At 67.2% G+C, this 26137-nt stretch carries 20 protein-coding genes; 17 read left to right on the top strand and 3 right to left on the bottom strand.

Features of this window, described 5'->3' with window-relative positions:
- Positions 1-39 precede the first annotated feature (39 nt).
- Complete coding sequence (locus tag ACFU7D_RS15990; RefSeq protein WP_378868659.1) at positions 40-1365, bottom strand: MFS transporter; 1326 nt, start codon at positions 1363-1365, stop codon at positions 40-42.
- A gap of 64 nt (positions 1366-1429) precedes the next feature.
- Between ACFU7D_RS15990 and ACFU7D_RS15985 the strand changes: the two genes are divergently transcribed.
- Both ACFU7D_RS15985 and ACFU7D_RS15980 read left to right on the top strand, forming a co-directional pair.
- Entirely contained in the window at positions 1430-1969 is a 540-nt protein-coding gene (locus tag ACFU7D_RS15985) for a CGNR zinc finger domain-containing protein (protein ID WP_378868657.1), read from the top strand.
- Positions 1970-2025: 56 nt separating this feature from the next.
- A complete protein-coding gene (locus tag ACFU7D_RS15980; protein WP_378868655.1) occupies positions 2026-2736 on the top strand; it encodes a maleylpyruvate isomerase family mycothiol-dependent enzyme in 711 nt (236 codons plus the stop codon).
- Here the strand turns inward: ACFU7D_RS15980 and ACFU7D_RS15975 are convergent.
- Together ACFU7D_RS15975 and ACFU7D_RS15970 are read right to left on the bottom strand one after the other, a co-directional pair.
- The gene (locus ACFU7D_RS15975; RefSeq protein WP_378868652.1) at positions 2716-3918 is read right to left on the bottom strand and encodes an MFS transporter; all 1203 of its coding nucleotides are present in this window, start codon (positions 3916-3918) and stop codon (positions 2716-2718) included. The two genes, ACFU7D_RS15980 and ACFU7D_RS15975, sit on opposite strands and share 21 nt — an antisense overlap.
- 110 nt (positions 3919-4028) lie before the next feature.
- Entirely contained in the window at positions 4029-5018 is a 990-nt protein-coding gene (locus tag ACFU7D_RS15970; protein ID WP_378868650.1) for an aldo/keto reductase, read from the bottom strand.
- A gap of 242 nt (positions 5019-5260) precedes the next feature.
- Here ACFU7D_RS15970 and rplJ point away from each other — a divergent pair, with 242 nt between their 5' ends.
- The 15 genes from rplJ (at position 5261) to ACFU7D_RS15895 (ending at position 26085) form a co-directional block, all read left to right on the top strand.
- Positions 5261-5863, top strand: a complete 603-nt coding sequence (gene rplJ / locus ACFU7D_RS15965; RefSeq protein ID WP_378729199.1) for a 50S ribosomal protein L10 — start codon at positions 5261-5263, stop codon at positions 5861-5863.
- A gap of 81 nt (positions 5864-5944) precedes the next feature.
- Positions 5945-6331 (top strand): 50S ribosomal protein L7/L12, encoded by a 387-nt coding sequence (gene rplL / locus ACFU7D_RS15960; protein WP_179660967.1) that lies wholly within the window; start codon positions 5945-5947, stop codon positions 6329-6331.
- Between the two features lie 392 nt (positions 6332-6723).
- Positions 6724-7707: an ABC transporter ATP-binding protein gene (locus tag ACFU7D_RS15955; RefSeq protein WP_378729198.1), complete on the top strand. Its 984-nt coding sequence runs from the start codon at positions 6724-6726 to the stop codon at positions 7705-7707.
- Complete coding sequence (locus ACFU7D_RS15950; RefSeq protein WP_378729197.1) at positions 7707-8489, top strand: MlaE family ABC transporter permease; 783 nt, start codon at positions 7707-7709, stop codon at positions 8487-8489. Before ACFU7D_RS15955 ends, ACFU7D_RS15950 begins: the two co-directional genes overlap by 1 nt.
- Before the next feature lie 13 nt (positions 8490-8502).
- Positions 8503-9330: an MlaE family ABC transporter permease gene (locus ACFU7D_RS15945; protein ID WP_378729196.1), complete on the top strand. Its 828-nt coding sequence runs from the start codon at positions 8503-8505 to the stop codon at positions 9328-9330.
- The gene (locus ACFU7D_RS15940; protein ID WP_378868648.1) at positions 9327-10688 is read left to right on the top strand and encodes an MCE family protein; all 1362 of its coding nucleotides are present in this window, start codon (positions 9327-9329) and stop codon (positions 10686-10688) included. Before ACFU7D_RS15945 ends, ACFU7D_RS15940 begins: the two co-directional genes overlap by 4 nt.
- Positions 10685-11737: an MCE family protein gene (locus ACFU7D_RS15935; RefSeq protein WP_378868645.1), complete on the top strand. Its 1053-nt coding sequence runs from the start codon at positions 10685-10687 to the stop codon at positions 11735-11737. The genes ACFU7D_RS15940 and ACFU7D_RS15935 overlap by 4 nt, the downstream gene beginning before the upstream one ends.
- Entirely contained in the window at positions 11734-12708 is a 975-nt protein-coding gene (locus ACFU7D_RS15930) for an MCE family protein (RefSeq protein WP_378729192.1), read from the top strand. The genes ACFU7D_RS15935 and ACFU7D_RS15930 overlap by 4 nt, the downstream gene beginning before the upstream one ends.
- Complete coding sequence (locus ACFU7D_RS15925) at positions 12705-13847, top strand: MCE family protein (protein WP_378729191.1); 1143 nt, start codon at positions 12705-12707, stop codon at positions 13845-13847. The genes ACFU7D_RS15930 and ACFU7D_RS15925 overlap by 4 nt, the downstream gene beginning before the upstream one ends.
- Positions 13847-15337 carry an MCE family protein gene (locus ACFU7D_RS15920; RefSeq protein ID WP_378868642.1) on the top strand — a complete coding sequence of 497 codons (1491 nt, stop codon included), beginning with the start codon at positions 13847-13849 and terminating at the stop codon, positions 15335-15337. Before ACFU7D_RS15925 ends, ACFU7D_RS15920 begins: the two co-directional genes overlap by 1 nt.
- The gene (locus ACFU7D_RS15915) at positions 15334-16602 is read left to right on the top strand and encodes an MCE family protein (protein WP_378729189.1); all 1269 of its coding nucleotides are present in this window, start codon (positions 15334-15336) and stop codon (positions 16600-16602) included. The genes ACFU7D_RS15920 and ACFU7D_RS15915 overlap by 4 nt, the downstream gene beginning before the upstream one ends.
- A gap of 137 nt (positions 16603-16739) precedes the next feature.
- A complete protein-coding gene (locus ACFU7D_RS15910) occupies positions 16740-17366 on the top strand; it encodes a hypothetical protein (protein ID WP_378868640.1) in 627 nt (208 codons plus the stop codon).
- Entirely contained in the window at positions 17363-18301 is a 939-nt protein-coding gene (locus ACFU7D_RS15905; RefSeq protein ID WP_378868637.1) for a J domain-containing protein, read from the top strand. The genes ACFU7D_RS15910 and ACFU7D_RS15905 overlap by 4 nt, the downstream gene beginning before the upstream one ends.
- A gap of 349 nt (positions 18302-18650) precedes the next feature.
- The gene (rpoB, locus tag ACFU7D_RS15900) at positions 18651-22121 is read left to right on the top strand and encodes a DNA-directed RNA polymerase subunit beta (RefSeq protein ID WP_378729185.1); all 3471 of its coding nucleotides are present in this window, start codon (positions 18651-18653) and stop codon (positions 22119-22121) included.
- A gap of 88 nt (positions 22122-22209) precedes the next feature.
- Entirely contained in the window at positions 22210-26085 is a 3876-nt protein-coding gene (locus tag ACFU7D_RS15895) for a DNA-directed RNA polymerase subunit beta' (RefSeq protein WP_378868634.1), read from the top strand.
- The last annotated feature ends 52 nt before the right edge of the window (positions 26086-26137 follow it).

Genomic DNA, 26137 nt, shown 5'->3' with positions numbered 1-26137 from the left:
GGCTGCGGCTGCCTCAGCAGCTGGTGCAGATCATGGCGTTCATGGTGCGCTACCTCGAGGTGGTGACCGACGAGATGCGCCGGATGGCGGTCGCGGGGGGGGGCCCCCCCCGGCCGGCGCCCCCCCCCCCCCCCGCGCCCCCCGGGGGTTGGCCCCCGGGGGGGGTGTGGGGGGTTTTGCCCCCCGCGCCCCCGGGCTCAACACCCCCCGCGCCACGGGTGCGGTGACCATGGCCAGCGCGAGGCAGAGAACCGCGCCGGTGAGCCAGACCGTCGGCACCCCGTGCGACAACAGGCCGGTCGCCAGCATCGGCCCGATCGTCTGCGCGATCCCCCAACAGGTCCCGTACGCCGCCAGGTAGCCCGCCCGCGAGCCGTCGGTCGCCGCCAGGCCGGCCACGAGCGCGATCGGTGGCCCCAGGAGAAGCACCTCGCCGAGCGCGACGATCGCGGAGCCGACGGCGAGGAGCGGCAGCGGAGTGGCGTACGCGATCACGGCGAAGCCGACAGCCATCAGGACCAGGCCCGCACGGATGAGCGTGAAGGGCCGGGCGGCGGCGCCGCGGAGCAGGCGCTGGCCTGCGATCGTGACCAGCGCGGCGACGACGAGCAGCCAGCCGGTGGCCGCGGCGTCGTGCCCGCGGGCGGAGACGGTCAGCGGGAGCGCGATCGTGCTCAGGATCCACGCGGTGGCGAACCCGGTACCGAGCGCAAGCATCGTCATCAGCCGGCGGTCGCGCCACGGGCTCGGCCCGGACCGCTGCCGGCCCTCGCTCCGGGTCGTGGTGTCGCGTACGAGCGCGAGGACGAGCCCCGCGGCGCACAGGCACGTGACCGCGTCGGCGACGAAGAGCAGGCGCAGGTCGATGCCGCCCACGAGGGCGGCCACTGCTCCTGCCGCGACACCGGCGACAGCCATGGCGGCGCCATAGAGTCCGTACGCCTCCGGCCGCCGCTCGACATCCACCGACTCCGCGATCAGCGCCTGGGACGCGGGTTCGTAGATCTCGTACGCCAACCCGAGCAGCGTGGCGCCGATCAGTGCCCCGGCGATCCCTGACGACGCGGCGATGACCAGCTGGGCCACCGCACAGGCGACGAGGCCCGCGACGATGGTCGGCCGGCGACCCACCGTGTCGGCCATCCAGCCGCCGAGCAGCCTCGAGGGGATGGTGGCGACACCGAAGGCCGTCACCACGGCGCCGGCCGTGGCGAGGGAGGCCCCGTGCACCTCGACCAGGGCGACCGCCATGAAGGCCATGGCGAACGAACCCAGCCGGTTCACCGCCCGGGCGATGACCAACACGACGAGGGATCGCGGCCACCGCGTGCCTCGGTGACTGGTCAATGGTTGAATGACGGTCATGCCTGAGACGGTAGGACCTGAGTTCGTGACTGGTCAAATACATTTCGACAGTCACGTGCATACCGTGACCGAGCAGGCGTGCAAGCTCGTCAACGCCTTGACCCCGGGGCATGACGGCACCCGCCCGGTGCAGCCGCCTCCCTCCGGCCGGCGGGCGGGGGTCGTCGGCGACCTGCTCGCCCGTCCCGACTACCAGCCCCAGGTCGTGGAGGCCGATGCCGACGGGATGGTCGCGCTCGCCGAGTCCCTGCGCGTCGTGTTCGAGGCGGCGGCTGGTGGCGACCTCGACACCGCCGCGACCGCGGTCAACGCGCTCATGCGTGAGATGGGCTCGGTCCCGCAGCTCGACCGGGCCCGAGGGGGAGGCTGGGCGCTGCACTTCCATGGACGCGATCCCGGCCTCGTCATCGGTTGGGGCGCGGGAATCGCCGCGGGCCTCGCGCTGGCGATCGGCTCCGACCTGGCCGGCCGTCTCGGTCTCTGCCAGGCCGACCCGTGCGACCGGGTCTTCGTCGACACCTCCAAGAACGCCGGCCGCCGGTTCTGCTCCACCCGCTGCCAAAGTCGGGTGAAGGCGGCTGCCCACCGCGCCCGCCAGAAGTAGTCCAGGGCGGCCTGGTCCTGCTGAGACCGACCTTCGCGGTCGGTAGGGTCTGCGAGGTGCCGACGCCTGATGACTACCTCGTGACCCTCGGTGTGCTGCAGGCCGAGTTCGCGGCCGTGCTGAAGCAGGCCGACCCGGACGTGCCGGTTCCGTCCTGCGATGACTGGTCGGTCGGGGACCTGGCCGACCATCTGGCGGGGGTGCACCACTGGGCGGCGGCGATGGCGCGCGACGAGGACGAGGAGCCGCTGCCGGTCCCGTTGGACCTGGTCGCGGCCTACGAGGAGCAGGCAGCCGAGCTGCGCGAGACGCTCTCGACGCTGGGGCCTGAGGCGTTCGGCCGGATCCTCAACGGGCTGACCGAGGACGGTCGCGGGCCGGTCTCGTTCTGGTTCCGGCGGCAGGTGCACGAGACCCTGATCCACCTCTGGGACATCCGCGCGGCGCTGGGGCTCGAGACGCCGCAGGCGACCCCGGAGCTCTGGGCCGACAGCGTCGACGAGGTGGTGACCGTGATGTATCCGCGGCAGATCGCGTTGAAGCGTGTCAGGAAGATCGTCACCCGCATCGAGCTGAGCGCCACCGACGCCGGCCGCACCTGGGCGATCGGGGCTCCGAACGCGGTGCAGAAGGTGTCCGTCACCGGATCCGCCCACGACCTGGCGCTCCTGCTCTGGGGTCGTACGTCGCCCCGGACCGCCGAGCTGACGGTCACCGGTGACGAGGCAGCCCTGGCCGAAGCGCTCTCACGCGCGATCGTGCCCTAGGCGAGCGCGGTCGGCGCGGCCGATCCAGTAGCCGACCCAGACTGTCCCGACGAGCGAGAATAGCCCGAGCGCGACCGGCGCGGCGGCGATCGAGAAGACCGCGGCCAGACCGGAGACCAGGAGCGGTCCGCCGGTGCCGCCCAGGTCGCCGCACAGCCGCCAGCCGCCGAGGAACTGGGCGCGTCCGTCCTCGGGTGCGGCATCGGCGCCGAGCGTCATCACGATCCCTGAGCCGAGGCCGTTTCCGATGGCGATCAGCGCCATCACCGCGCCCAGGCTGAGCGCGTCGTGGGTGAGGGGGAGCAGCAGACAGCCGAGGCCGACGGCGAGCACCACCGGGATCGCCACGACCTGCCGCCCGCGGTGGTCGAGCAGCCAGCCGCCGGGGAGGGTGAGGGCGATGTCGACCAGAGCCGCCCCGGCGAAGAGCAGCGAGACCACCGAGGCCTCGAGGTGGATGTGGTCGGCCCAGAGCGGCAGCAGCCCGGTGCGTACGGACCGCGAGATCCCGATGATCACCACCGCCACCCCCAGGGTGGCGAAGGTCCGGCGGTAGGTCCACAGCACGCTGCGTACGCTCAGATGCCCCTGCTCGCGCGAGCGGGTGTGGCCGAGCTCGGGCATCCAGCCGCCGATCACCGCCGAGCACAGCGACATCGCGGCGGCGAACAGGAAGACGACGGGGAGTCCGAAAGCGTGGATGAGCCCGGCGCCGAGCAGCGGTCCGACGAAGACCCCGAGCCGGAACGACCCGCCCAGCAGCGACATCGCCCGCGCCCGGTGGGAGGGCGGGGTCGCGTCGATGAGGAAGCCCTGCCGCGCGATCAGGAACGCCGTCCAGCTCATCCCGCTCACGAACACGGCGATGGCGAGTACGGCGACCGAGCTGCTGAGGAACGCCACGGTCATCGCGACCGCGTCGAGGGCTCCGGCGCCCATCAGCGTCCGTCGCTCGCCGATCCGTGCCACCAGCGACCCGGCCGGCAACGAGGTGGCCAGCGATCCGATCCCGAGCAGCGCGACGACGAACGCCGCCATGGACGCGTCCGCGCCCAGGTCGGAGGCCCGAAGCGCCAGGACCGGCATCACCGCACCGTGCCCCATGGAGCTGACGATCGAGGGCGCGTACGCCACCAGCGCGATGTCTCGGAACCGGAACTCCGTCGTCGTCTCCGTCGTCACCCCTTTACTCTGCCCGATTCATTACCAAGGCTCACTATTTGTACGCCGTGCGAGACGACCGGAGCGCCGAGACGTCTCGGCCGACCGGGGTGACGCCTCGGCGACGGGCGTCACCAGCGCGGGTGGACGGCCTCGCGGAAGTGGGTGTCGTAGATCTGACGTACGCCGGAGAGCAGAGCATCGGAGAGCGCAGGCAGCGAGCCGGCGGCGGAGTTGGCGTGGGCCTGGGCCGTGTTGCGGGCGCCGGGGATGACGGTGGTGACGCCGGGCTGCTGGGCGACCCAGGCGAGGGCGACCTGGGCGGGGGTGGCGCCGGCGGGGCCGTGCGAGGCGACCAGGGCGGCGAACTCCTGGGCGGCCTCGACACCGGTGGCGTAGTCGACGCCGGAGAAGGTCTCGCCGACGTCGAAGGCCTCGCCGTGGCGGTTGTAGGTGCGGTGGTCGTCGGCGGCGAAGGTCGTCGACTCCGAGTAGCGCCCCGACAGCAGCCCGGAGGCGAGCGGCACCCGCGCGATGATCCCGACACCGGCCTCCGCGGCCGCCGGAAGCACGAGATCCAGGGGCTTGAGCCGGAACGCGTTCAGGATGATCTGGACGGAGGCCACGTGGGGCCTGGCGATCGCGGCCAGCGCCTGGTCACAGGTCTCCACGCTGACGCCGTACGCAGCGATCACCCCTTCCGAGACCAGGGTGTCCAGCGCGTCATAGGTGGCCGCGGACTCGATCGTCTCCGACGGCGGGCAGTGCAGCTGCACGAGGTCGATGGTGTCGACCCCGAGGTTGGTGCGCGAGCGGTCCAGCCATCCGCGGAAGGCAGCCAGGGTGTAGTTGGCGGGCACCTGGTCCACCCGGCGCCCCATCTTCGTCGCGACGAAGATGCCGTCGTGCGACCGCAGGAACCGACCGATCACCTGCTCGCTCCGGCCGTCCCCGTAGACGTCGGCGGTGTCGAGGAAGGTCACCCCGTCGCCCACCGCGGCCTCGAGCACCGCCAGCGCATCGGACTCGCTGACCTCGCCCCAGTCGGCGCCGAGCTGCCAGGTGCCGAGACCGATGACGGACGCCGAGCGCCCGATCCTTCCGAAGGTGTGGCTCTCCATGCCGCCAAGGTACTGCCCGCCGATTTGGCGGCACCCTGCGGCGTACGCATAATTGTTGTCTGAAACCAGAGACCGCCGGTTGTCAGGTGCGCATGCACTCGATCGAAGGTTCCGCAGGATGCGGACGGCCAGCGTAGGTGAAGAGCACGACGAGAACGTACGTCACGCCCTGAGCCTGCGCTCGGGGCGTTTGTCATTCAGGGCCCTCGCCGGTGGGATCGATTCCCGGAAGAAGGAGACCCATGGCGCGGGCTGACAAGCAGGCTGCCGTCGCGGAGATCGCTGACGAGTTCAGCGCCTCCAGCGGTGCCGTGCTGACCGAGTACCGTGGTCTCACCGTGGGCGAGCTGAAGACTCTTCGCCGCTCGCTCGGTGAGAACGCAAACTACGCCGTGGTCAAGAACACGCTGGCCAAGATCGCTGCCTCCCAGAGCGGCATCGAAGGCTTCGACGACCTGTTGACCGGCCCGACCGCGATCGCCTTCATCAAGGGTGACGTCGTCGAGGCGGCCAAGGGTCTGCGTGACTTTGCCAAGGCCAACCCCAACCTTGTCATCAAGGGCGGGTACCTCGACGGCAAGGCCATCGACGCTGCTGAGGTTGGCAAGCTTGCCGACCTCGAGTCGCGCGAGGTCCTGCTCGCCAAGCTTGCCGGCGCGTTCACCGCAACGCTGTCGCAGGCGCTCTACGCCTTCAACGCTCTGCCCTCGAAGACCGCGCAGCTCGCTGCCGCTCTCGAGGCCAAGGCCGCGGAGGACCCCTCGATCCTCGCAGGTGGTGCTGGTACGCCGGCCGCCGCCGAGGAGGCCCCGGCTGCTGAGGCCGAGGCGACCGCCGAGGCCTGAGAAGGCTTCGGTCCACACCACCTGTAACCCGGTCCCCGGCGGGCGAAACGCCGGGATGCCACCACGAAAGGAAATGCCATCATGGCGAAGCTCACCACCGCCGAGCTGCTCGACGCTTTCAAGGAGCTCACCCTCATCGAGCTCTCCGAGTTCGTGAAGGAGTTCGAGGAGACCTTCGGCGTCACCGCCGCTGCTCCGGTTGCCGTCGCCGCCGCTGGCGCCCCGGGCGCCCCGGCCGCCGCCGCTGAGGAGGCCAAGGACGAGTTCGACGTCATCCTCGAGGCCGCTGGCGACAAGAAGATCAACGTCATCAAGGAGGTGCGCGCCCTGACCTCCCTCGGCCTGAAGGAGGCCAAGGAGCTCGTCGAGGGTGCCCCCAAGGCTGTCCTCGAGGCCGCCAACAAGGAGACCGCTGACAAGGCGAAGGAGGCCCTCGAGGCCGCCGGCGCCACGGTCACCGTCAAGTGATCTGAGGGCTTCGGCCCTCGAGAGCCCGGGTTCGGCGGATTCCGCCGGGCCCGGGCTTTCTACATCGCGGACACAGTTCCGCAACAGATCGGTCAGACTGCAGCGCAGCAATGCGATCATTCGAGCCGCGGGTTGCTACTCCCGAGTAGCCACTCGCGGTTTGTTTCGTTATCTTGAACACACACCGGGCGTGAAGGGTCGCAATCCGACCGTCGACGTGTTGGCTGGGGGAGTTCGTCTCGGGTGGTGATCACCGTCATCGTTCGCAGGCCACTATGGTTTACAAAAGTGTGACGCGTGTCGCAGGAAGTGCGTAACCCCCGTCACATTTCGCCGTTGGGCAGTAGGGGACTTGAGGGAGACCCCCGCGAACAGGAAGGGAGCCGGCCCGGATGGGTGTAGACGTAAAGATCGAAGGGCTGACCAAGAGCTTTGGTAAGCAGCTCATCTGGAGAGATGTCTCGTTGACCCTGCCTGCGGGCGAGATCAGCGTGATGCTGGGGCCGTCCGGCACGGGCAAGTCGGTGCTCCTCAAGACACTGATCGGTCTGATCAAGCCCGATCAGGGCTCTGTGGTCATCGAGGGTGTCGACATCGCCAGCTGCTCGGAGCGAGACCTCTACGAGGTGCGCAAGCTGTTCGGCGTGCTGTTCCAGGACGGCGCCATGTTCGGTTCGATGGATCTGTTCGACAATGTCGCGTTCCCGCTTCGTGAGCACACGAAGAAGAGCGAGTCCGAGATCCGCAACATCGTCATGGAGAAGATGGACCTGGTCGGTCTGATCGGCGCGGAGAACAAGCTCCCCGGTGAGATCTCCGGAGGTATGCGCAAGCGCGCCGGTCTGGCGCGTGCTCTGGTCCTCGACCCCGAGATCCTGCTGATCGACGAGCCCGACTCCGGCCTGGACCCGGTGCGTACGGCGTTCATCAACCAGCTCTTCATCGACCTGAACGCGCAGATCGACGCGACGTTCCTGATCGTGACCCACGACATCAACTCGACGCGTACGGTGCCGGACAACATCGGCCTGCTCTACCACAAGCACCTGGCGATGTACGGGCCCCGCGAGATGCTGCTGAGCTCCGAGGAGCCGGTGGTGCGGCAGTTCCTCAACGCCCAGACGATCGGCCCGATCGGGATGTCGGAGGAGAAGGACGCCGACGAGCTGGCCGCCGAGAAGGACATGGGCCTGCCGCCGTTGCCGCCGATCCCGATGCAGCTCGAGCCGTCCAACGGCATTCCGCGCAAGTACCAGCGTCCGCCGGGCGCCTGGTGCCGAGAGAACGGTGTCACCCCGCCGCCGGGATCGTTCAGGGCAGATGCAGCCATGGCCCCTGGCGGAGTGAAAGCAGACCCCGCAGAGGCTCCTCACTGATGTCATCTCTGACCGCCGCCAGGGTCCTGAAGCCGATCGGGACCGCTGGCTCACTCTTCGCGTTCGGTCTGGACGTGGGGCGAGCCGTGTTTCGGCGCCCCTTCCAGTTCCGAGAGTTCATCCAGCAGGCGTGGTTCATCGCGTCGGTGACGATCGTCCCGACCGCGCTGGTCGCGATCCCCTTCGGTGCGGTCATCGCGCTGCAGGTCGGTGGACTCGTCGTCCAGTTCGGTGCGCAGTCCTTCGTCGGCTCGGCCGCGGTCCTCGCGGTCGTCCAGCAGGCTGCCCCGATCGCGACCGCGCTGCTGGTCGCGGGTGCCGGTGGTTCGGCGATCGCCGCCGACCTCGGTGCCCGGAAGATCCGTGAAGAGCTCGACGCGATGATGGTTCTGGGCATCGACCCGATCCAGCGTCTGGTGGTCCCGCGTGTACTCGCCGCGATGATGATCGCGGTCTTCCTCAACGGTCTGGTCTCGATCGTCGGCGTCATGGGCGGCTACGTCTTCAACGTCATCATCCAGGGCGGCACCCCGGGTGCCTACCTGGCCAGCTTCACCGCACTGGCCCAGATGGCCGACCTCTGGCAGGGCCTGGCCAAGGCGCTCATCTTCGGTCTCATCGCGGCGATCGTGGCTTCGTACAAGGGCATGAACGCGGGTGGTGGTCCGAAGGGCGTCGGTGACGCCGTGAACGAGTCGGTCGTCATCACCTTCCTGCTGCTGTTCATCGTCAACTTCGTGATGTCTGCGATCTTCCTGCAGATCGTCCCGAGCAAGACCTGAGGAGGCGAGACGGATGGCAAACATCAAGGCGATCTACCAGAAGCCTGCCAAGAGCCTCGACCACCTCGGTGACGAGCTCGGCTTCTACCTGCGCGCGATCGCGTGGTCCCCACGCACCCTGACGCGCTACAAGAAGGAGATCCTCCGGATCCTCGCCGAGGTCACCCTCGGCTCCGGCGCGCTGGCCGTCATCGGCGGCACCGTCGGCGTGATCCTGGCGATGACCTTCTTCACCGGGGCCCAGGTCGGGCTCTCCGGCTACACCGCCCTCGACCAGCTCGGCACGAGCGCGTTCTCCGGCTTCGTGTCGGCCTACTTCAACACCCGCGAGATCGCGCCCCTGGTCGCCGGGATCGCGCTCGCCGCGACGGTCGGCTGCGGCTTCACCGCCCAGCTCGGCGCGATGCGGATCTCGGAGGAGGTCGATGCGCTCGAGGTGATGGCGATCCCGTCGCTGCCGTTCCTGGTGACCACCCGGATCATCGGCGGCCTGATCGCGATCGTGCCGCTCTACGTGGTCGGTCTGCTCTCCTCCTACGTCGCGACCCGGTTCACCGTGACGCTCTTCTACGGGCAGAGCGCCGGCACGTACGACCACTACTTCAACACCTTCCTGCCGCCCGGCGACGTGCTGTGGTCCTTCGGCAAGGTGCTGATCTTCTCCGTGGTGGTGATCCTGATCCACTGCTACCACGGCTACAACGCCTCAGGCGGCCCCGCAGGGGTCGGTGTCGCGGTCGGTAAGGCGGTGCGTACGAGCATCGTCGCCGTCTCCGTGCTCGACCTGATGCTCTCGATGGCGATCTGGGGCAGCACGACGACGGTGAGGTTGGCGGGATGACTCAGACACTCTCTCGTGACGAGATCCACCACGACCTGCCCACGCCTCACAAGCGGAGCGCCGTGGCGCTCGCCTGGGGCAGGCAGAAGGGCAAGATCCTCGGGATCGTCTTCCTCGCCCTGGTCCTCGCCGCGCTGGTCCTGACCTGGGCCCAGTTCACCAACAGGTTCGCCCAGTTCGAGACGATCACCCTGAAGGCCGACCGAATCGGTCTGCAGCTTCCCGAGCGTGCCGACGTCAAGGTCCGTGGCCTGATCGTCGGCGAGGTCCTCGACATGAAGCCGACCGACGAGGGCGCTGAGCTGACCCTGGGCCTGTTCCCCGAGGAGATCAGCAAGGTCCACCCGGACGTGACCGGCGCGATCCTCCCCAAGACCCTCTTCGGCCAGAAGTACGTCTCGCTGATCCCGCCCGACACCGACTTCACCACGTCGATCCAGCCGGGTGCCGTCATCAAGAAGACCAAGATGGCCACCGAGGTCCAGGCCGTGCTGCGTGATCTCTACCCGCTGCTGCGCACGATTCAGCCGGCTGACCTCAACAACACGCTCAACGCGCTGGCCACCGCGCTCGAGGGCCGTGGTGAGAAGCTCGGCGAGTCGCTCGACACCCTCGACTCCTACCTGAAGCGGCTGAACCCCGAGATCCCGGCGCTGATCGAGGACCTCGAGCTCGCCACGGAGGTCTCCGGGACCTACCAGGCGGTGCTTCCGGAGATCGGTCAGATCCTGCGCAACACCATCGTCACCGCGACCACCCTCGAGGACCGCGAGGCGCAGCTCAACACGATGCTGACCGACGTCACCGCGTTCTCGAACACCGCCGACGACTTCCTCGACAAGAACGGCGACACGCTGATCCAGGTCGGCGAGGTCGGCCGGCCGGTCACCCAGGCGCTGGCGCGCTACGCGCCGATGCTGCCGTGCCTCATCGGCGGCATGGTCGTCCTGACCGACGAGTTCACCGAGGTGTTCCGCAACTACACCGTCCACATCACGCTGGAGACCCTGCCGCACCAGGCGCGGGCCTACACGACCGCCGACAAGCCGCGCTACGGCGAGGACAGCGGTCCCAACTGCGGCGAGCTCCCGAACGCCTCGTGGAACCAGAAGAAGCCGTTCGCGCCATTTCCCAATAAGAACGACGGTGTCGACGAGCCCACCGGAAAGGGCGTCATGCGCTCCGCCACCGGGATGACCGGCTACTCGGCCCTGTCCTATGTCGGTACGTCGGCAGAGGCCGATGTCATCAACGAGCTGTTCGCCCCGGGGCTGGGCATGAGCGCGGACGAGGTCCCCGACCTCGGCGCCGCGCTGCTCGGTCCGGCCGCGCGTGGCGCGGAGGTGAGCTACGAATGAGCGCCGTGAAGCTCTTCGACGCCAAGACCTTCCAGGACTTCTGGAAGCTGATCGTCTTCGTGATCGTCACGACGCTGGCCACTGGCCTGCTCGCGATCACGATCGGCAACGTCACGTTCGGCAAGACCGATGAGTACAAGGCCGTCTTCACCGACGTCACCGGTGTGAACAAGGGCGACGACGTACGCATCGCCGGGGTCAAGGTCGGCTCGGTCAAGGGCATCGACATCTCGGAGGATGCCCGCAGTGCGGTGGTCACCTTCACGGTCGACAGCGCGCAGCAGATCGCGACCACGACCGAGGCGACGATCAAATACCGCAACCTGATCGGCCAGCGCTACCTCGCGCTGACCAACCAGCTGGTGGGGGACGCGTCGGCGATGCAGGAGGGTCAGACCATCCCGGTCGGGCAGACCCATCCGGCGCTCGACCTGACGGTGCTCTTCAACGGGTTCAAACCCCTCTTCCAGGCGCTGTCGCCCAACGACGTCAACACCCTCTCCTACGAGATCGTCCAGGTCTTCCAGGGCGAGGGCGGCACGCTGGAGAGCCTGCTGTCCCACACCGCCTCGCTGACCTCGACGCTGGCCGAGAAGGACCAGGTCATCAACGCCCTGATCGACAACCTCACCGAGGTGCTCGAGCACGTGGGTGACCGCGAGAAGGAGCTCTCCAGCCTGATCGTGACCTTCCGTGACTTCGTCGGCGGTCTCAACAAGGACCGTGAGGCGATCCTGGGGTCGCTCGACCAGATCTCGGCACTCTCCGTCGAGACCGCCGACCTGGTGCACGAGACCAAGGACCCGCTCCTGGACGACCTGCGCGAGGCCCGGGAGTTCTCCGACAAGGTGGCCGAGGACAAGCGCCAGCTCGACGATGCCCTCGAGCTCCAGCCGATCAAGCTGGACAAGATCGGCGCGACGGCCAGCTACGGCGGTTGGTTCAACTTCTACCTGTGCGGCTTGCGCGGCACGATCCGTGACCCCGAGGGCAAGGACTTGGACATCCCGCTCTATTCTCCCGGCCAGTCGAGGTGCAATCTCGGATGATCCCTTTCCGCGAACGTAACCCCGTCAAGATCGGCGCCGTCTCGATCGCCGTCCTCGCCATGCTGATGGTGATGGCGTTCAAGGCCGACAGCCTGCCGCTGATCGGCGGCGGCACCACCTACTACGCCAACTTCTCCGAGGCCGGTGGCCTGAAGACCGGGGACGAGGTCCGGGTGGCCGGTGTCCGAGTCGGCAAGGTCAACTCGATCGAGCTCGACGGCAACCAGGTCAAGGTCGGCTTCAAGATCCGTCAGAAGGTCAACTTCGGTGAGAGCTCCGGTGCCGGCGTACGAGTGAAGACGCTGCTCGGCGACATGTTCCTCGAGCTGCAGCCGGCCGGCGAGGGCCAGATGAAGGCGGGCGCCACCATCCCGGTGGACCGCACGGAGTCTCCCTACGACGTGGTCGAGGCCTTCGAAGGCCTGGCCGACACCTCGGCCAACATCGACAAGGACCAGCTCGCCGCTGCGCTCACCACGCTCGCCGACCTGACCCGGTCGACCCCGGAGGAGTTCCAGGCCGCCCTCACCGGCGTCTCGGACCTCTCCCGCAACCTGGCGGCCAAGGACGAGCGCATCGACTCGCTGCTCACCCAGCTCGACCGGGTGACCAAGGTGCTCGACGAGCGCGACGAAGACCTGATCACGCTGATGAACAACGCCAACCAGCTCTTCGCGGCGCTGGTCGAGCGGCGTGAGGCGGTGCACAACCTGCTCATCTCCACCCAGCAGCTCTCCAAGGAGCTCTCCCAGCTGGTCGACGACAGCCGCGCCGACCTGAAGCCCGCGCTGGAGAGCCTCGACGTGATCCTCGACGTGTTCACGAAGAACGAGGAGAACCTCGAGAAGTCCCTGAAGCTGATGGCGCCGTTCTACAAGGTCTTCAACAACACCCTCGGCAACGGCCCCTGGTGGGACACCTACATCCAGAACATGCCTCCTGTTCCGTCTCTTACCGGGGGGACCTCATGAACAAGTTCATCGTTCCGATCGTGATCGGTGCGCTGGTCCTCGGCGTCGGCGCGTGGGCGCTGGTCCGCGACACCGGCGAGAAGACGCTCGTGGCGCACTTCCCACGCACCGTCTCGGTCTACGAGGGCAGCGACCTGCGCGTGCTCGGCGTCGCCGTCGGCAAGGTCACCGCGGTCGAGCCGAACGGCACCGACGTCAAGGTCACCCTGGAATACAAGGGCGACGTCGCCCTGCCCGCGGATGCCAAGGCCGTCATCATCTCGCCGTCGATCGTCGGCGACCGCTACGTCCAGGTCACGCCCGCCTACGACGGCGGCAAGAAGCTGGCCGACGGTGCGGTGCTGAGCACCGACAAGACCTCGGTCCCGGTGGAGCTCGACCAGATCTACTCCAGCGTCGACGACCTGGTGGTCGCGCTCGGTCCCGACGGCGCCAACAAGAACGGCGCCCTCACCGACCTGCTCCAGCAGACCGCGAAGAACCTCGGCGGCGAGGGCGAGAAGATCAACTCGACGATCGGTGACCTCGGCAAGCTGACCAAGACGCTCGACAACCGCGACGAGCAGTTCTTCGACTCCGCCGAGCAGCTCGAGGGCTTCATCGGCACGCTGTCCGAGAACGACCAGACCGTACGCGACTTCGCCCAGGCCCTCGCCGAGGTCTCCTCGATGCTCGAGGGTGAGCGCGAAGAGCTCGCCGCGTCGATGAAGAACCTCTCGGTGGCGTTGACCAAGGTGACCACGTTCGTCAAGGAGAACAAGTCGATCCTGAAGGAGGACATCCAGAGCCTCAACAGGATCGGCAAGGTGCTGGTGCGTCAGCGCGAAGCGCTCAACGAGAGCCTCGAGACGGCCCCGCTGGCGCTCAACAACCTGGGTCTCGCCTACAACCCCGAGACCGGCACGCTCGACACCAACGCCAACATCACCATGATCCTCGACGAGATCATCCAGAACCCGGCCTCGTTCCTGTGCAGTCTCGTGGACCAGGCCACCGACGGGAGCAGCGCGAAGCTCTGCTCCCAGATCCGGCAACTCCCGGGTCTCAACCGCTCTGCCGCGATCGGACCCGGCACCGGATCCTCCTTCGGAGTTCCCTACGACATGTCGCTCGGCGGCCTCGTGGAGGTGCAGGAATGATGACGACCATGAAGCGTGCCGTCCAGACGCTCGTCGGTGTGATCGTCGGCGCCCTGATGCTGACCGGATGTGGCACCTTCTCCGTCTACGACCTGCCGCTCCCGGGCGGTGTGGACGCCGGAGACGACGCGATCTCGGTCACGGCCCAGTTCCAGGACGCCCTCGACCTGGTGCCGCAGTCGACCGTCAAGCTCGAGGACATCGACGTCGGCAAGATCAACAAGATCTGGCTCGACGACGGGGTGGCCACCGTCGAGATGCTGCTGAAGAAGGATGTCGAGCTCCCGGCCAACGCACGGGCGTCGATCCAGCAGACCTCCCTGCTCGGCGAGAAGTTCGTCGCGCTGGAGAGGCCGGCGGAGCCGGAGGCGACCAAGCTCACCGACGGTGCGACCATCCCGCTGGCGCAGACCGGCCGCAACCCGGAGATCGAAGAGGTCTTCAGCGCGCTGAGCCTGCTGCTCAACGGTGGTGGCGTCGCCCAGCTCAAGACGATCTCGACCGAGCTCAACAAGGCGCTCGCCGGCCGCGAGGACTCCGCCCGATCCGTGCTCCATCAGGTCGAGGAGCTGGCTCGCGAGCTCGACGACAACAAGCAGAAGATCGTCGACGCCATCGAGGCGCTCGACGCGCTCGCGAAGGCGACCAACGCGCAGATGGGTTCCATCGACGCCGCCCTCGACGAGCTGCCCTCGGCGCTCAAGAGCCTCGACGGCCAGCGCGCCGACCTGGTCAAGATGCTCAAGGCGCTGGATCGGCTCGGCGACACCGGGGTGCGCGTCATCAGGGCCTCCAAGGACAACACGATCGGCATCGTGAAGGACCTCAAGCCGCTCCTCTCGAACCTGGCCGACTCGGGCGACGACTTCGTCAAGGCGATGAACACGATCCTGACCTACCCGTTCGTCGACCAGGCGGTCGGTGGCTCGCCGCAGGCCGCGCGCAACCTGCACATGGGTGACTTCGTCAACCTCGACGTCACCGTCGACCTCAACCTCGACACCCTGCTCGACAACGCCCCTGACCTCCCGGCGACCGTGTGCTGGGCGAAGGACCAGGTCGTCGACAAGCTGCTGGGGCTGAAGGGCCAGCCCCTGCTGGACGGGCTCAACCAAGCGGTCAAGAAGGTCTGCGACGGCGCGTTCGCGAAGGCCCTCTCCAACTGCCAGGAGGCGTTCACCTCGGGGCTCGCCGGGAAGGGCACGCTCGGTGCGCTGCCGAAGGCGTGCCTGGCCGACACCTTGAGCGGCCTCGTCGACACGCTGGGCGACCTGCTCAACCTCAACCTCACCCCGAACACCAGCAGCGGGACCTCCGGCAACGACGGCTCGGGCTGCGTACTGCTCCTCTTCTGTCGGGCCGGGGCCGCCCCGGGGACGCACGCGGTGAGCTACGACGAGCTGAGCAAGGAGCTCGACCCAGGACTGACCGCCATGTTGATCTCAGGACTGAGCACCTCGAGCAACACTCATGAGGAGGGCGTCTCATGATCACCCGCCGTACGAAGATGCAGCTGATGATCTTCTTGCTGATCACCCTCGTCGGGGTCAGCTTCGTCGGTGCGCGCTACGCCCGCCTGGGGTCCCTGTTCGTCAAGGACCACTACGTCGTGGTGGCCCACTTCGCGCAGTCCGGCGGGATCTACGAGGACGCCGAGGTCGACTACCGCGGCGTCAAGATCGGCCAGGTCGGTGAGCTGGTGCTCAACCGCAGCGGCGTCGACGTGACCCTCAAGATCGACAAGTCGTGGAAGGACAAGATCCCGGCCGACAGCCTCGCCGTGGTCGGCAACCGCTCCGCCGTCGGTGAGCAGTACGTCGAGCTGCAGCCGCAGTCCAAGGGCGGGCCCTACCTCGAGGAGGGCTCCGAGATCGCCCGTGCCGCCACGACCACGCCGCTGCCGACCGAGAAGCTCCTCGAGGACGTCACCACCACGGTGAACTCGGTCGACCAGCAGGCGCTCACGACGACCGTCGACGAGCTCGGCAAGGGGTTCGCCGGCACCGGTCAGGACCTGCAGACCATCATCGACACCGGCACTGCCTTCGTGGAGACGGCCGACCAGAACTTCGGGCTCACCACGGACCTGATCCGGGACAGCAACACGGTGCTCCAGACCCAGCTCGACAGCACCTCGGCGATCAAGTCGTTCGCCAACGACCTGGAGCTGTTCACCGGCACCCTGGCCGGCTCCAACAAGGACCTGATCAAGCTGATCGAGGCCGGCTCGGCCAGCTCGGTCGAGCTGCGGCAGTTCCTGGAGCAGAACGACGTGGACATCAGCGAGCTCCTCAACGAGGTGCTGGTGACCGGCAAGGTCGTCCGGAAGAACCTGCCCGGCGTCAAGCACCTGCTCTCGATCTTCCCGACCGTGGTCGAGGGCAGCTTCGCAGTCGTCGACGTCGGCCACCCGGGCCTGGCCCAGGCCCACTTCGGACTGGCCCTGACCGCCCAGACGCCCTGCAAGAAGGGTTACGAGAGCACGAAGAAGCGCAGCCCGCTGGACCTGGAGAGCCGTCCGTTCAACACCGAGGTCTCCTGCACCGAGGACCCGTCGAAGTCCAACCCGCGTGGCTCCAGCCAGATCCCGCGCGCCGCTGTCGGCGCGACGACCTCGGCGGCGAGCTTCGACCCGGAGACCGGCGAGCTCACCTGGAACCAGTCCGATGACACCACCGTGTCGACCGCGGCTCCTTCCTCCTACGGCGACGACGCCTGGAAGTGGCTCTACCTGCAGCCGATGGAGACCGAGTAGCCCGCCCACCCGAACCTACGCAGCCGATCGGGATCGGGGTCTCGGAACGCTGCCGCATCGACCGTGTCGCCCGCAGCGTACGGTGATGACGCTTGGAAATGGCTCCTGGAGCCGCTGACCACAGAGAGTGATCCGCTTTGAGCACCACAACCGACCCCGGCCCTGACACGGGCACCGAGACCGACCAGGCAACGCCCCAGCGGGGCGCGCTGCTCCGCATCGGCGTCCTGGTCCTGCTGATCGCGATCGTCCTCGCGGCGGCCGGCTACATCGGCTGGCAGCTGACCCGCGGGGCCGAGAACTCGGTGGTGACCCAGCGGGAGCAGGCGATGTCGGCGGCCGACAAGTTCGTCGAGCAGGTCAACACCTACGGCCCCGACGACGTCGGCAGCGACAAGAAGACGATGCCGGAGTATCGCTCGCGGGTCGGTGAGCTGCTCACCCCGAAGTTCGAGAAGGAGTTCCTCGGCAACGTCGCCTTCGCCGAGGCCACCGTCGTCCAGACCAGCGTCGACCGCACCGTCGACGTGCACAGCGCCGCCGTCGCGGGTCTCGACGAGGACAGCGCGACCGTGCTGGTCGTGGCCGAGATCGCGATCAGCTATCCGAAGTCCGAGGGCTCCGAGGAGCGGGTCGACGCGGCCCGCCAGCTCTCCCGCACGGAGGTCGAGCTGATCAAGCAGGACGGGAAGTGGCTCGTCGACGACTGGTACCCCGCCGAAGAGACACCGACCGCCGAGAGCAGCGAAGGGGCGACCCCATGAGTTCCGCGATGACCAGCCCGACCTGGTACGACCTGCTCGACGTCGAGCCCGATGCCACCACCGACGAGATCCGAGCGGCCTGGAAGGCCGCGATCGCCGACCTGGACCCCACCGACCGCCGCTTCCGCACGCGCAACGAGGCCGCTGCCGTCCTGCTGGACGAGCAGAAGCGGGCTGCGTACGACGCGGAGCTGGCGACGCAGCAGGCTGAGTCCGACGAGGTCGAATCCGAGGACGAGGCCGGGGATGCTGCGGCCGAGGCGACGCCGGCTGTGGAGGACGAGGAACCCGGCGACGAGCCTGTCGGCGAGGCCGACGAGGCCGACGAGGCTGCTGTGGAGGAGGTCGGCGGACGTACGCTGCCGCTGCTCCCGAACTGGAGCCTGGTGGCGGCGGGGGTACTGGCCCTGGCCGCGGTCGTCGGGGCCGGTGTGGTCTTCTTCGGGCAGGAGAAGGTGACGACCGTCGCCAACAACAACGTCACCACCAGCGTCGTCGAGGGGGCGGTGGGCAAGGAGATCAGCCGCAACCACAAGCTGCTCGTCGAGGAGCACGGGGCAGCGGCGCTGGAGGCGGCCAAGAAGGCGGCCGTGCCGCTGCTCTCCTACGACTACAGCAAGATGGACGAGTCGAAGGCCGCGGCACACGAGGTGATGACGTCGAGCGAGAAGAAGGACTACGACCGCATCTTCGCCGTGCTCGTCGACAACGTTCCCGAGACCAAGACCGTGGTGAAGACGTTGAAGCCGGTCGACGCCGGCGTCATCCGGGTCTCCGAGGACGCGGTGCAGGTGCTGGTGCTGGTCGACCGTCAGGTCACGAACGCTCAGCAGACGACGCCCATCGGCTATCAGGAGTACGCCATGCTCACCATGGCCAAGGTCGGCGACGAGTGGCTGGTCGACAAGCTCGAGACGCAGCCCAGCAAGGACTAGGACCGGTCAGGACCGGGTCCCCCAGGCTTTGCGCTACCTGTCAAGTGATTGGAATAACATTTCCGTGAGTCGGACCGATTGGCGCGGATGCTTGACCCGGGGTGCCGATGGGGCGCATGATCATCCGCGATGCTCGACAATGGCACTGCAGTGACAACGCCGAGGTTCGAGCGCCGCAGGTGTGAATGAAGGTACGCCGGACTTTTAATTGGGCCCGGTGTTGTGAAGTGCGCTTTTGTGCCGTACTATGGCGCTTTGCGCATGCCTTCATATGCCTCTCAGCCTGCCCGGTGGCTGATCGGTGGTCGGCAGCGCGAATCCACCTGCGAACCTTGTCGAAGGATTCCTCTTGGCCGCGCGCACCTCGTCGGGTGACTCCACCCGACGCCGCATCTCTTTCGCTAAGATCTCAGAGCCTCTCGAGCTTCCCAAGCTCCTCGCCCTCCAGACCGACAGCTTCGACTGGCTGATCGGTAACGAGCGCTGGCAGGAGCAGGTCGCCACCCGCGAAGCAGCGGGTGAGGACGTGTCTCACAAGTCCGGTCTGCAGGAGATCTTCGAGGAGATCTCCCCGATCGAGGACTTCTCGGAGACGATGTCCCTCTCGTTCGAGAGCCCTGTCTTCTACGACCCCAAGTACACCGTCGAGGAGTGCAAGGAGAAGGACTTCACCTACTCCGCGCCTCTCTATGTCTCGGCGGAGTTCACCAACAACGACACCGGTGAGATCAAGGGCCAGACGGTCTTCATGGGCGACTTCCCGCTCATGACCGAACAGGGCACCTTCGTCATCAACGGCACCGAGCGTGTTGTCGTCTCGCAGCTCGTCCGGTCCCCGGGCGTCTACTTCGAGCGCACCGCCGACAAGACGTCCGACAAGGACATCTACACCGCCAAGCTGATCCCGAGCCGCGGCGCCTGGCTCGAGTTCGAGATCGACAAGCGCGACCTGGTCGGCGTCCGCCTCGACCGCAAGCGCAAGCAGAACGTCACGGTGCTGCTCAAGGCCCTCGGCTGGACCAACGAGCAGATCCGCGAGGAGTTCGGCGAGTACGAGTCGATGATGCTGACCCTCGAGAAGGACAGCACCACCGCTCAGGACGACGCGCTGCTCGACATCTACCGCAAGCTGCGCCCGGGCGAGCCCCCCACGCGTGAGGCCGCGCAGACGCTGCTGAACAACTACTACTTCAACCCGAAGCGCTACGACACCGCCAAGGTCGGTCGCTACAAGGTCAACAAGAAGCTCGGTCTGACCGAGGCCTTCGACCAGCAGACGCTGACCGTCGACGACATCGTCGCGACGATCAAGTACGTCGTCGCGCTGCACGACGGGCGCGCCCAGCTCGACATGCCGCAGGGCACGATCGACATCGCCGCCGACGACATCGACCACTTCGGCAACCGCCGGATGCGGACGGTCGGCGAGCTGATCCAGAACCAGCTGCGTACGGGCCTGGCTCGTATGGAGCGGGTCGTGCGCGAGCGGATGACGACCCAGGACGTCGAGGCGATCACACCGCAGTCCCTGATCAACATCCGTCCCGTGGTCGCTGCGCTGAAGGAGTTCTTCGGCACCTCGCAGCTGTCGCAGTTCATGGACCAGAACAACCCGCTCGCGGGCCTGACGCACAAGCGGCGTCTGTCGGCTCTCGGCCCGGGTGGTCTCTCCCGTGACCGCGCCGGCATGGAGGTCCGAGACGTTCACCCGTCGCACTACGGCCGGATGTGTCCGATCGAGACCCCTGAAGGTCCCAACATCGGTCTGATCGGTTCGCTGGCCTCCTTCGGCCGGATCAACCCGTTCGGCTTCGTCGAGACGCCCTACCGCAAGGTGGAGAACGGTGTCGTCACCGACCGGATCGACTACCTGACCGCCGACGACGAGGACCGCTACGTCATCGCGCAGGCCAACGCGGCCGTCGACGAGAACATGAAGTTCGCGACCGAGCGCGTGCTGGTCCGCCAGCGCGACGGTGAGGTCTCCGAACTCCTGGCCGACGAGGTCGACTACATCGACGTCTCGCCGCGCCAGATGGTGTCGGTCGCGACCGCGCTGATCCCGTTCCTCGAGCACGACGACGCCAACCGTGCGCTCATGGGTGCCAACATGCAGCGTCAGGCGGTGCCGCTGGTCCGCAGCGACTCGCCGCTGGTCGGCACGGGCATCGAGTACCGCGCGGCTGTCGACGCCGGTGACGTGCTCGTCGCGAAGAAGGCCGGTGTGGTCAAGGAGGTCTCCTCCGACCTGATCGAGACCCTCAACGACGACGGCACCTACACCTCCTACAAGCTCGCGAAGTTCGAGCGCTCCAACCAGGGCAACTGCGTCAACCAGCAGCCGCTGGTCGACGAGGGCGCCCGGGTCGAGGTCGGCTCCCCGCTGGCCGACGGTCCGGCGACCCAGGGTGCCGAGATGGCGCTGGGTGCCAACCTCCTGGTCGCCTTCCAGTCGTGGCAGGGCCACAACTACGAGGACGCGATCATCCTCTCCCAGCGTCTGGTGCAGCAGGACTACCTCACCTCGATCCACATCGAGGAGCACGAGGTCGACGCCCGCGACACCAAGCTGGGTCCGGAGGAGATCACCCGGGACATCCCGAACGTCTCCGAGGAGATGCTGGCCGACCTCGACGAGCGCGGCATCATCCGCATCGGCGCCGAGGTCACCACCGGTGACATCCTGGTCGGCAAGGTCACCCCGAAGGGCGAGACCGAGCTGACCCCGGAGGAGCGTCTGCTCCGCGCGATCTTCGGTGAGAAGGCGCGCGAGGTCCGCGACACCTCGATGAAGGTTCCGCACGGCGAGGAGGGCACCGTCATCGGTGTCCGCGTCTTCGACCGTGAGGAGGGCGACGAGCTGCCCCCGGGCGTGAACCAGCTGGTTCGGGTCTACGTGGCGCAGAAGCGCAAGATCTCCGTGGGTGACAAGCTCGCCGGCCGTCACGGCAACAAGGGCGTCATCGCGAAGATCCTGCCGGTCGAGGACATGCCGTTCATGGAGGACGGCACCCCGGTCGACGTTCTGCTCAACCCGCTCGGTGTTCCGCGTCGTATGAACATCGGACAGGTCCTGGAGCTCCACCTCGGCTGGCTCGCCAAGCAGGGCTGGGACCTCAACCTCTCCGAGGACCCCGAGGACAGCGCCTGGAAGCAGCGCCTCATCAAGATCCACGCCGACAAGGCCGACCCGGGCACCAAGGTGGCCACTCCGGTCTTCGACGGCGCGCGTGAGGACGAGATCACCGGTCTGCTCAGCGCGACCCTCCCCAACCGGGACGGTCGGCGTGTGGTCGGCACCGACGGCAAGGCCCGCCTCTTCGACGGTCGCTCCGGCGAGCCGTTCCCGGAGCCGGTGGCCGTGGGCTACATGTACATCCTCAAGCTGCACCACCTGGTCGACGACAAGATCCACGCGCGTTCGACCGGTCCGTACTCGATGATCACCCAGCAGCCGCTCGGCGGTAAGGCCCAGTTCGGTGGCCAGCGCTTCGGTGAGATGGAGGTCTGGGCGATGGAGGCGTACGGCGCCGCCTACGCCCTGCAGGAGCTCCTCACCATCAAGTCGGACGACGTGCCCGGCCGTGTGAAGGTGTACGAGGCGATCGTCAAGGGCGAGAACATCCCCGACTCGGGTATCCCGGAGTCGTTCAAGGTTCTCGTCAAGGAGATGCAGTCGCTGTGCCTGAACGTCGAGGTGCTGAGCCAGGACGGTTCGGCGATCGAGCTCCGTGACGCGGAGGAAGACGTCTTCCGTGCCGCCGAGGAGCTCGGCATCGACCTCTCCCGTCGCGAGCCCTCTTCCGTAGAGGAAGTCTGACGAGCGGGAGGTGCGCCTCCGGGCGTACCTCCCCTCCCTCAGTCCCCTTTGAACTTTCCAAGAACTAACGAAGGAACTGGAAGCCACCGTGCTCGACGTCAACTTCTTCGATCAGCTCAAGATCGGCCTGGCCACCGCGGACGAGATCCGCGCGTGGAGCCACGGCGAGGTCAAGAAGCCTGAGACCATCAACTACCGCACGCTCAAGCCCGAGCGTGACGGCCTCTTCTGCGAGAAGATCTTCGGTCCCACCCGGGACTGGGAGTGCTACTGCGGCAAGTACAAGCGCGTGCGCTTCAAGGGCATCATCTGCGAGCGCTGTGGCGTCGAGGTCACCCGCTCCAAGGTACGTCGCGAGCGGATGGGCCACATCGAGCTCGCCGCTCCGGTGACCCACATCTGGTACTTCAAGGGCGTTCCGTCGCGGCTGGGCTACCTGCTCGACCTCGCTCCGAAGGACCTGGAGAAGGTCATCTACTTCGCTGCGTACATGATCACCTCGGTCGACGAGGACGCGCGTCACCGCGACCTGTCCTCGCTCGAGGCCAAGGTCGACCAGCAGCGCAAGATGCTCACCGGCCGGCTCGACGTCGCGATCAACGACCGCGCCAAGAAGCTCGAGACCGACCTGGCCGCGCTCGAGGCAGAGGGCGCCAAGTCCGACGCCAAGCGCAAGGTCAAGGACGGCGCCGAGCGCGAGATGAAGCAGTTGCGCGACCGCACCGAGCGTGAGGTCAACCGTCTCGACGAGGTCTGGGACACCTTCAAGAGCCTGAAGGTCCAGGACCTCATGGGCGACGAGCTGCTCTACCGCGAGATGAAGACCTGGTTCGGGAAGTACTTCGAGGGCCACATGGGCGCCACGGCGATCCAGAAGCGCCTCCAGGACTTCGACATCGAGGCCGAGGTCGAGAACCTGCGCGAGACCATCGCCACCGGCAAGGGTCAGCGCAAGGTCCGCGCGCTCAAGCGCCTCAAGGTCGTCGACGCCTTCCGCAAGACCGGCAACCAGCCGGTCGGCATGGTGCTCGACGCCGTCCCGGTCATCCCGCCGGACCTGCGCCCGATGGTCCAGCTCGACGGTGGCCGCTTCGCCACCTCGGACCTGAACGACCTCTACCGTCGCGTGATCAACCGGAACAACCGACTCAAGCGCCTGCTCGACCTCGGTGCTCCGGAGATCATCGTCAACAACGAGAAGCGGATGCTCCAGGAGGCCGTCGACTCGCTGTTCGACAACGGCCGTCGTGGCCGCCCGGTCACCGGGCCGGGCAACCGTCCGCTGAAGTCGCTCTCCGACATGCTCAAGGGCAAGCAGGGTCGCTTCCGTCAGAACCTGCTCGGTAAGCGCGTCGACTACTCCGGCCGTTCGGTCATCGTCTCTGGTCCGCAGCTGAAGCTGCACCAGTGCGGTCTGCCGAAGCAGATGGCCCTGGAGCTCTTCAAGCCGTTCGTGATGAAGCGCCTGGTGGACCTGAGCCACGCTCAGAACATCAAGTCCGCCAAGCGGATGGTCGAGCGTGCCCGCCCGGTCGTGTGGGACGTCCTCGAAGAGGTCATCACCGAGCACCCGGTTCTGCTGAACCGTGCGCCCACCCTGCACCGCCTCGGCATCCAGGCCTTCGAGCCGCAGCTGATCGAGGGTAAGGCCATCCAGCTGCACCCGCTCGTCTGCACCGCGTTCAACGCGGACTTCGACGGTGACCAGATGGCTGTCCACCTGCCGCTGTCGGCGGAGGCCCAGGCCGAGGCTCGCATCCTGATGCTCTCGACCAACAACATCCTCAAGCCGTCCGACGGTCGTCCGGTCACCATGCCGACCCAGGACATGATCATCGGTCTCTACTTCATCACCTCCGACCGCGAGGGTGAGGTCGGCGAGGGCCGTGCCTTCTCGTCCCCGGCCGAGGCCATCATGGCCTTCGACCACCTCGAGATCACGCTGCAGTCGAAGATCAAGATCCGTCTCGACGACATCGTCCCGCCGATCGGCTACGACGTTCCGGAGGGCTGGACCGCGGGCGACCCGCTCGTGGTCGAGACCACGCTGGGCCGGGTGATCTTCAACGACACCCTGCCGGCCGACTACCCCTTCGTGAACTACGAGGTCGGTAAGAAGCAGCTCGGCGCGATCATCAACGACCTGGCCGAGCGTTACACCAAGGTCGAGGTCGCGGCGTCGCTGGACGCGCTCAAGGACAACGGCTTCCACTGGGCCACCCGCTCGGGTGTCACGGTCTCCATCGACGACGTCACCACGCCGCCGAACAAGGCCGAGATCCTGGAGACCTTCGAGGCCCAGGCTGCCAAGGTGCAGAAGCAGTTCGAGCGTGGTCTGGTCACCGACGAGGAGCGCCGACAGGAGCTCGTCGAGATCTGGACCGAGGCCGCCAAGGTCGTCGGTGCTGCCATGGAGGCGGCGTTCGACCGCAAGAACCCGATCTTCATGCAGGTCACCTCGGGTGCTTCGGGTAACTTCAACCAGATCCGCCAGGTCGGCGCCATGCGAGGCCTGGTGGCCAACCCGAAGGGCGAGATCATCCCGCGGCCGATCAAGTCGAACTTCCGCGAGGGTCTCTCCGTCCTGGAGTACTTCATCTCCACCCACGGTGCCCGTAAGGGTCTGGCCGACACCGCGCTGCGTACCGCCGACTCGGGTTACCTGACCCGTCGTCTGGTGGACGTCTCGCAGGACGTCATCATCCGTGAGGACGACTGCGGCACCGAGCGCGGTCTGCCGAAGGTCATCGGTGTCGACCAGGGCGGCGTCGTCGTCAAGGACGACAACGCCGAGACCGCTGCGTACGCTCGCACGGCCGCTGTCGACATCGAGCACCCGTCGACCGGCGAGGTTCTCGCGGTCGCCGGTGAGGACCTGGGCGACGTCAAGATCGAGGAGCTGGTTCGCGCCGGCATCACCGAGGTCAAGGTCCGTTCGGTCCTCACCTGTGAGGCCCGCACCGGTACGTGTGCCAAGTGCTACGGCCGCTCGCTGGCCACCGGCAAGCTCGTCGACATCGGTGAGGCGGTCGGCATCATCGCCGCCCAGTCCATCGGTGAGCCCGGCACCCAGCTGACGATGCGTACGTTCCACACCGGTGGTGTGGCCTCGGCCGATGACATCACGCAGGGTCTGCCGCGTGTCGTCGAGCTCTTCGAGGCGCGTACGCCGAAGGGTGTCACGCCGATCTCCGAGGTCGCCGGTCGCGTCGAGATCGAGGAGACCGACAAGGCCCGCAAGGTCCTGGTCACCCCGGACGACGGCTCCGAGGTCAAGGAGTACGTGGTGTCGCGCCGCTCGCGTCTGCGGGTTGCCGACGGTGACCACATCGAGGTCGGCGCTCCGCTGACCATCGGTACGCCGGACCCCAAGGAGGTCCTCCGTATCCTCGGTGTCCGCAAGACCCAGCAGCACCTCGTCGACGAGGTCCAGCAGGTCTACCGGTCCCAGGGTGTGTCCATCCACGACAAGCACATCGAGATCATCGTGCGGCAGATGCTGCGCCGGATCACGGTGCTCGAGTCCGGTGACACCAACCTGCTGCCGTCCGACCTGGCCGACCGTATCGACTTCGAGTCGGAGAACCGGCGCGTGGTCTCCGAGGGCGGCAAGCCGGCCTCGGGTCGTCCGGAGCTGATGGGCATTACCAAGGCCTCGCTGGCCACCGAGTCCTGGCTGTCGGCGGCCTCCTTCCAGGAGACCACCCGCGTCCTCACCGACGCTGCCATCAACGGCCGCTCCGACTCGCTGCGCGGTCTGAAGGAGAACGTCATCATCGGTAAGCTCATCCCGGCCGGCACCGGCCTGGAGCGCTACCGGAACATCAAGGTCGAGCCGACCGATGAGGCTCGCGCCGCGGCGTACTCCGTGACCGGTTACGACAACTACGACTACGAGTTCGGCAACACCGGCGGCCAGGCCGTCGCGCTGGACGACTTCGACTTTGGTTCGTACCAGTCGTAAGGGCGAAGCCCGCACGACTGGTTAAAGAACCAAGATCGAGCTGAGACAAGAC

This window comes from Nocardioides sp. NPDC057577 (genome assembly GCF_042801335.1).
Classification (GTDB): Bacteria; Actinomycetota; Actinomycetes; order Propionibacteriales; family Nocardioidaceae; genus Nocardioides.
Note: the sequence above shows the minus strand (reverse complement) of the source record. Positions and strands in the feature narration are given on the sequence as shown.

Bases quoted from the DNA above. Each gene is read 5' to 3' on its own strand.
- ACFU7D_RS15990 (WP_378868659.1), bottom strand. From the start codon at position 1,365: ATGACCGTCATTCAACCATTGACCAGTCACCGAGGCACGCGGTGGCCG.
- ACFU7D_RS15970 (WP_378868650.1), bottom strand. From the start codon at position 5,018: ATGGAGAGCCACACCTTCGGAAGGATCGGGCGCTCGGCGTCCGTCATC.
- rplJ (WP_378729199.1), top strand. From the start codon at position 5,261: ATGGCGCGGGCTGACAAGCAGGCTGCCGTCGCGGAGATCGCTGACGAG.
- rplL (WP_179660967.1), top strand. From the start codon at position 5,945: ATGGCGAAGCTCACCACCGCCGAGCTGCTCGACGCTTTCAAGGAGCTC.
- ACFU7D_RS15955 (WP_378729198.1), top strand. From the start codon at position 6,724: ATGGGTGTAGACGTAAAGATCGAAGGGCTGACCAAGAGCTTTGGTAAG.
- ACFU7D_RS15950 (WP_378729197.1), top strand. From the start codon at position 7,707: ATGTCATCTCTGACCGCCGCCAGGGTCCTGAAGCCGATCGGGACCGCT.
- ACFU7D_RS15945 (WP_378729196.1), top strand. From the start codon at position 8,503: ATGGCAAACATCAAGGCGATCTACCAGAAGCCTGCCAAGAGCCTCGAC.
- ACFU7D_RS15940 (WP_378868648.1), top strand. From the start codon at position 9,327: ATGACTCAGACACTCTCTCGTGACGAGATCCACCACGACCTGCCCACG.
- ACFU7D_RS15935 (WP_378868645.1), top strand. From the start codon at position 10,685: ATGAGCGCCGTGAAGCTCTTCGACGCCAAGACCTTCCAGGACTTCTGG.
- ACFU7D_RS15930 (WP_378729192.1), top strand. From the start codon at position 11,734: ATGATCCCTTTCCGCGAACGTAACCCCGTCAAGATCGGCGCCGTCTCG.
- ACFU7D_RS15925 (WP_378729191.1), top strand. From the start codon at position 12,705: ATGAACAAGTTCATCGTTCCGATCGTGATCGGTGCGCTGGTCCTCGGC.
- ACFU7D_RS15920 (WP_378868642.1), top strand. From the start codon at position 13,847: ATGACGACCATGAAGCGTGCCGTCCAGACGCTCGTCGGTGTGATCGTC.
- ACFU7D_RS15915 (WP_378729189.1), top strand. From the start codon at position 15,334: ATGATCACCCGCCGTACGAAGATGCAGCTGATGATCTTCTTGCTGATC.
- ACFU7D_RS15905 (WP_378868637.1), top strand. From the start codon at position 17,363: ATGAGTTCCGCGATGACCAGCCCGACCTGGTACGACCTGCTCGACGTC.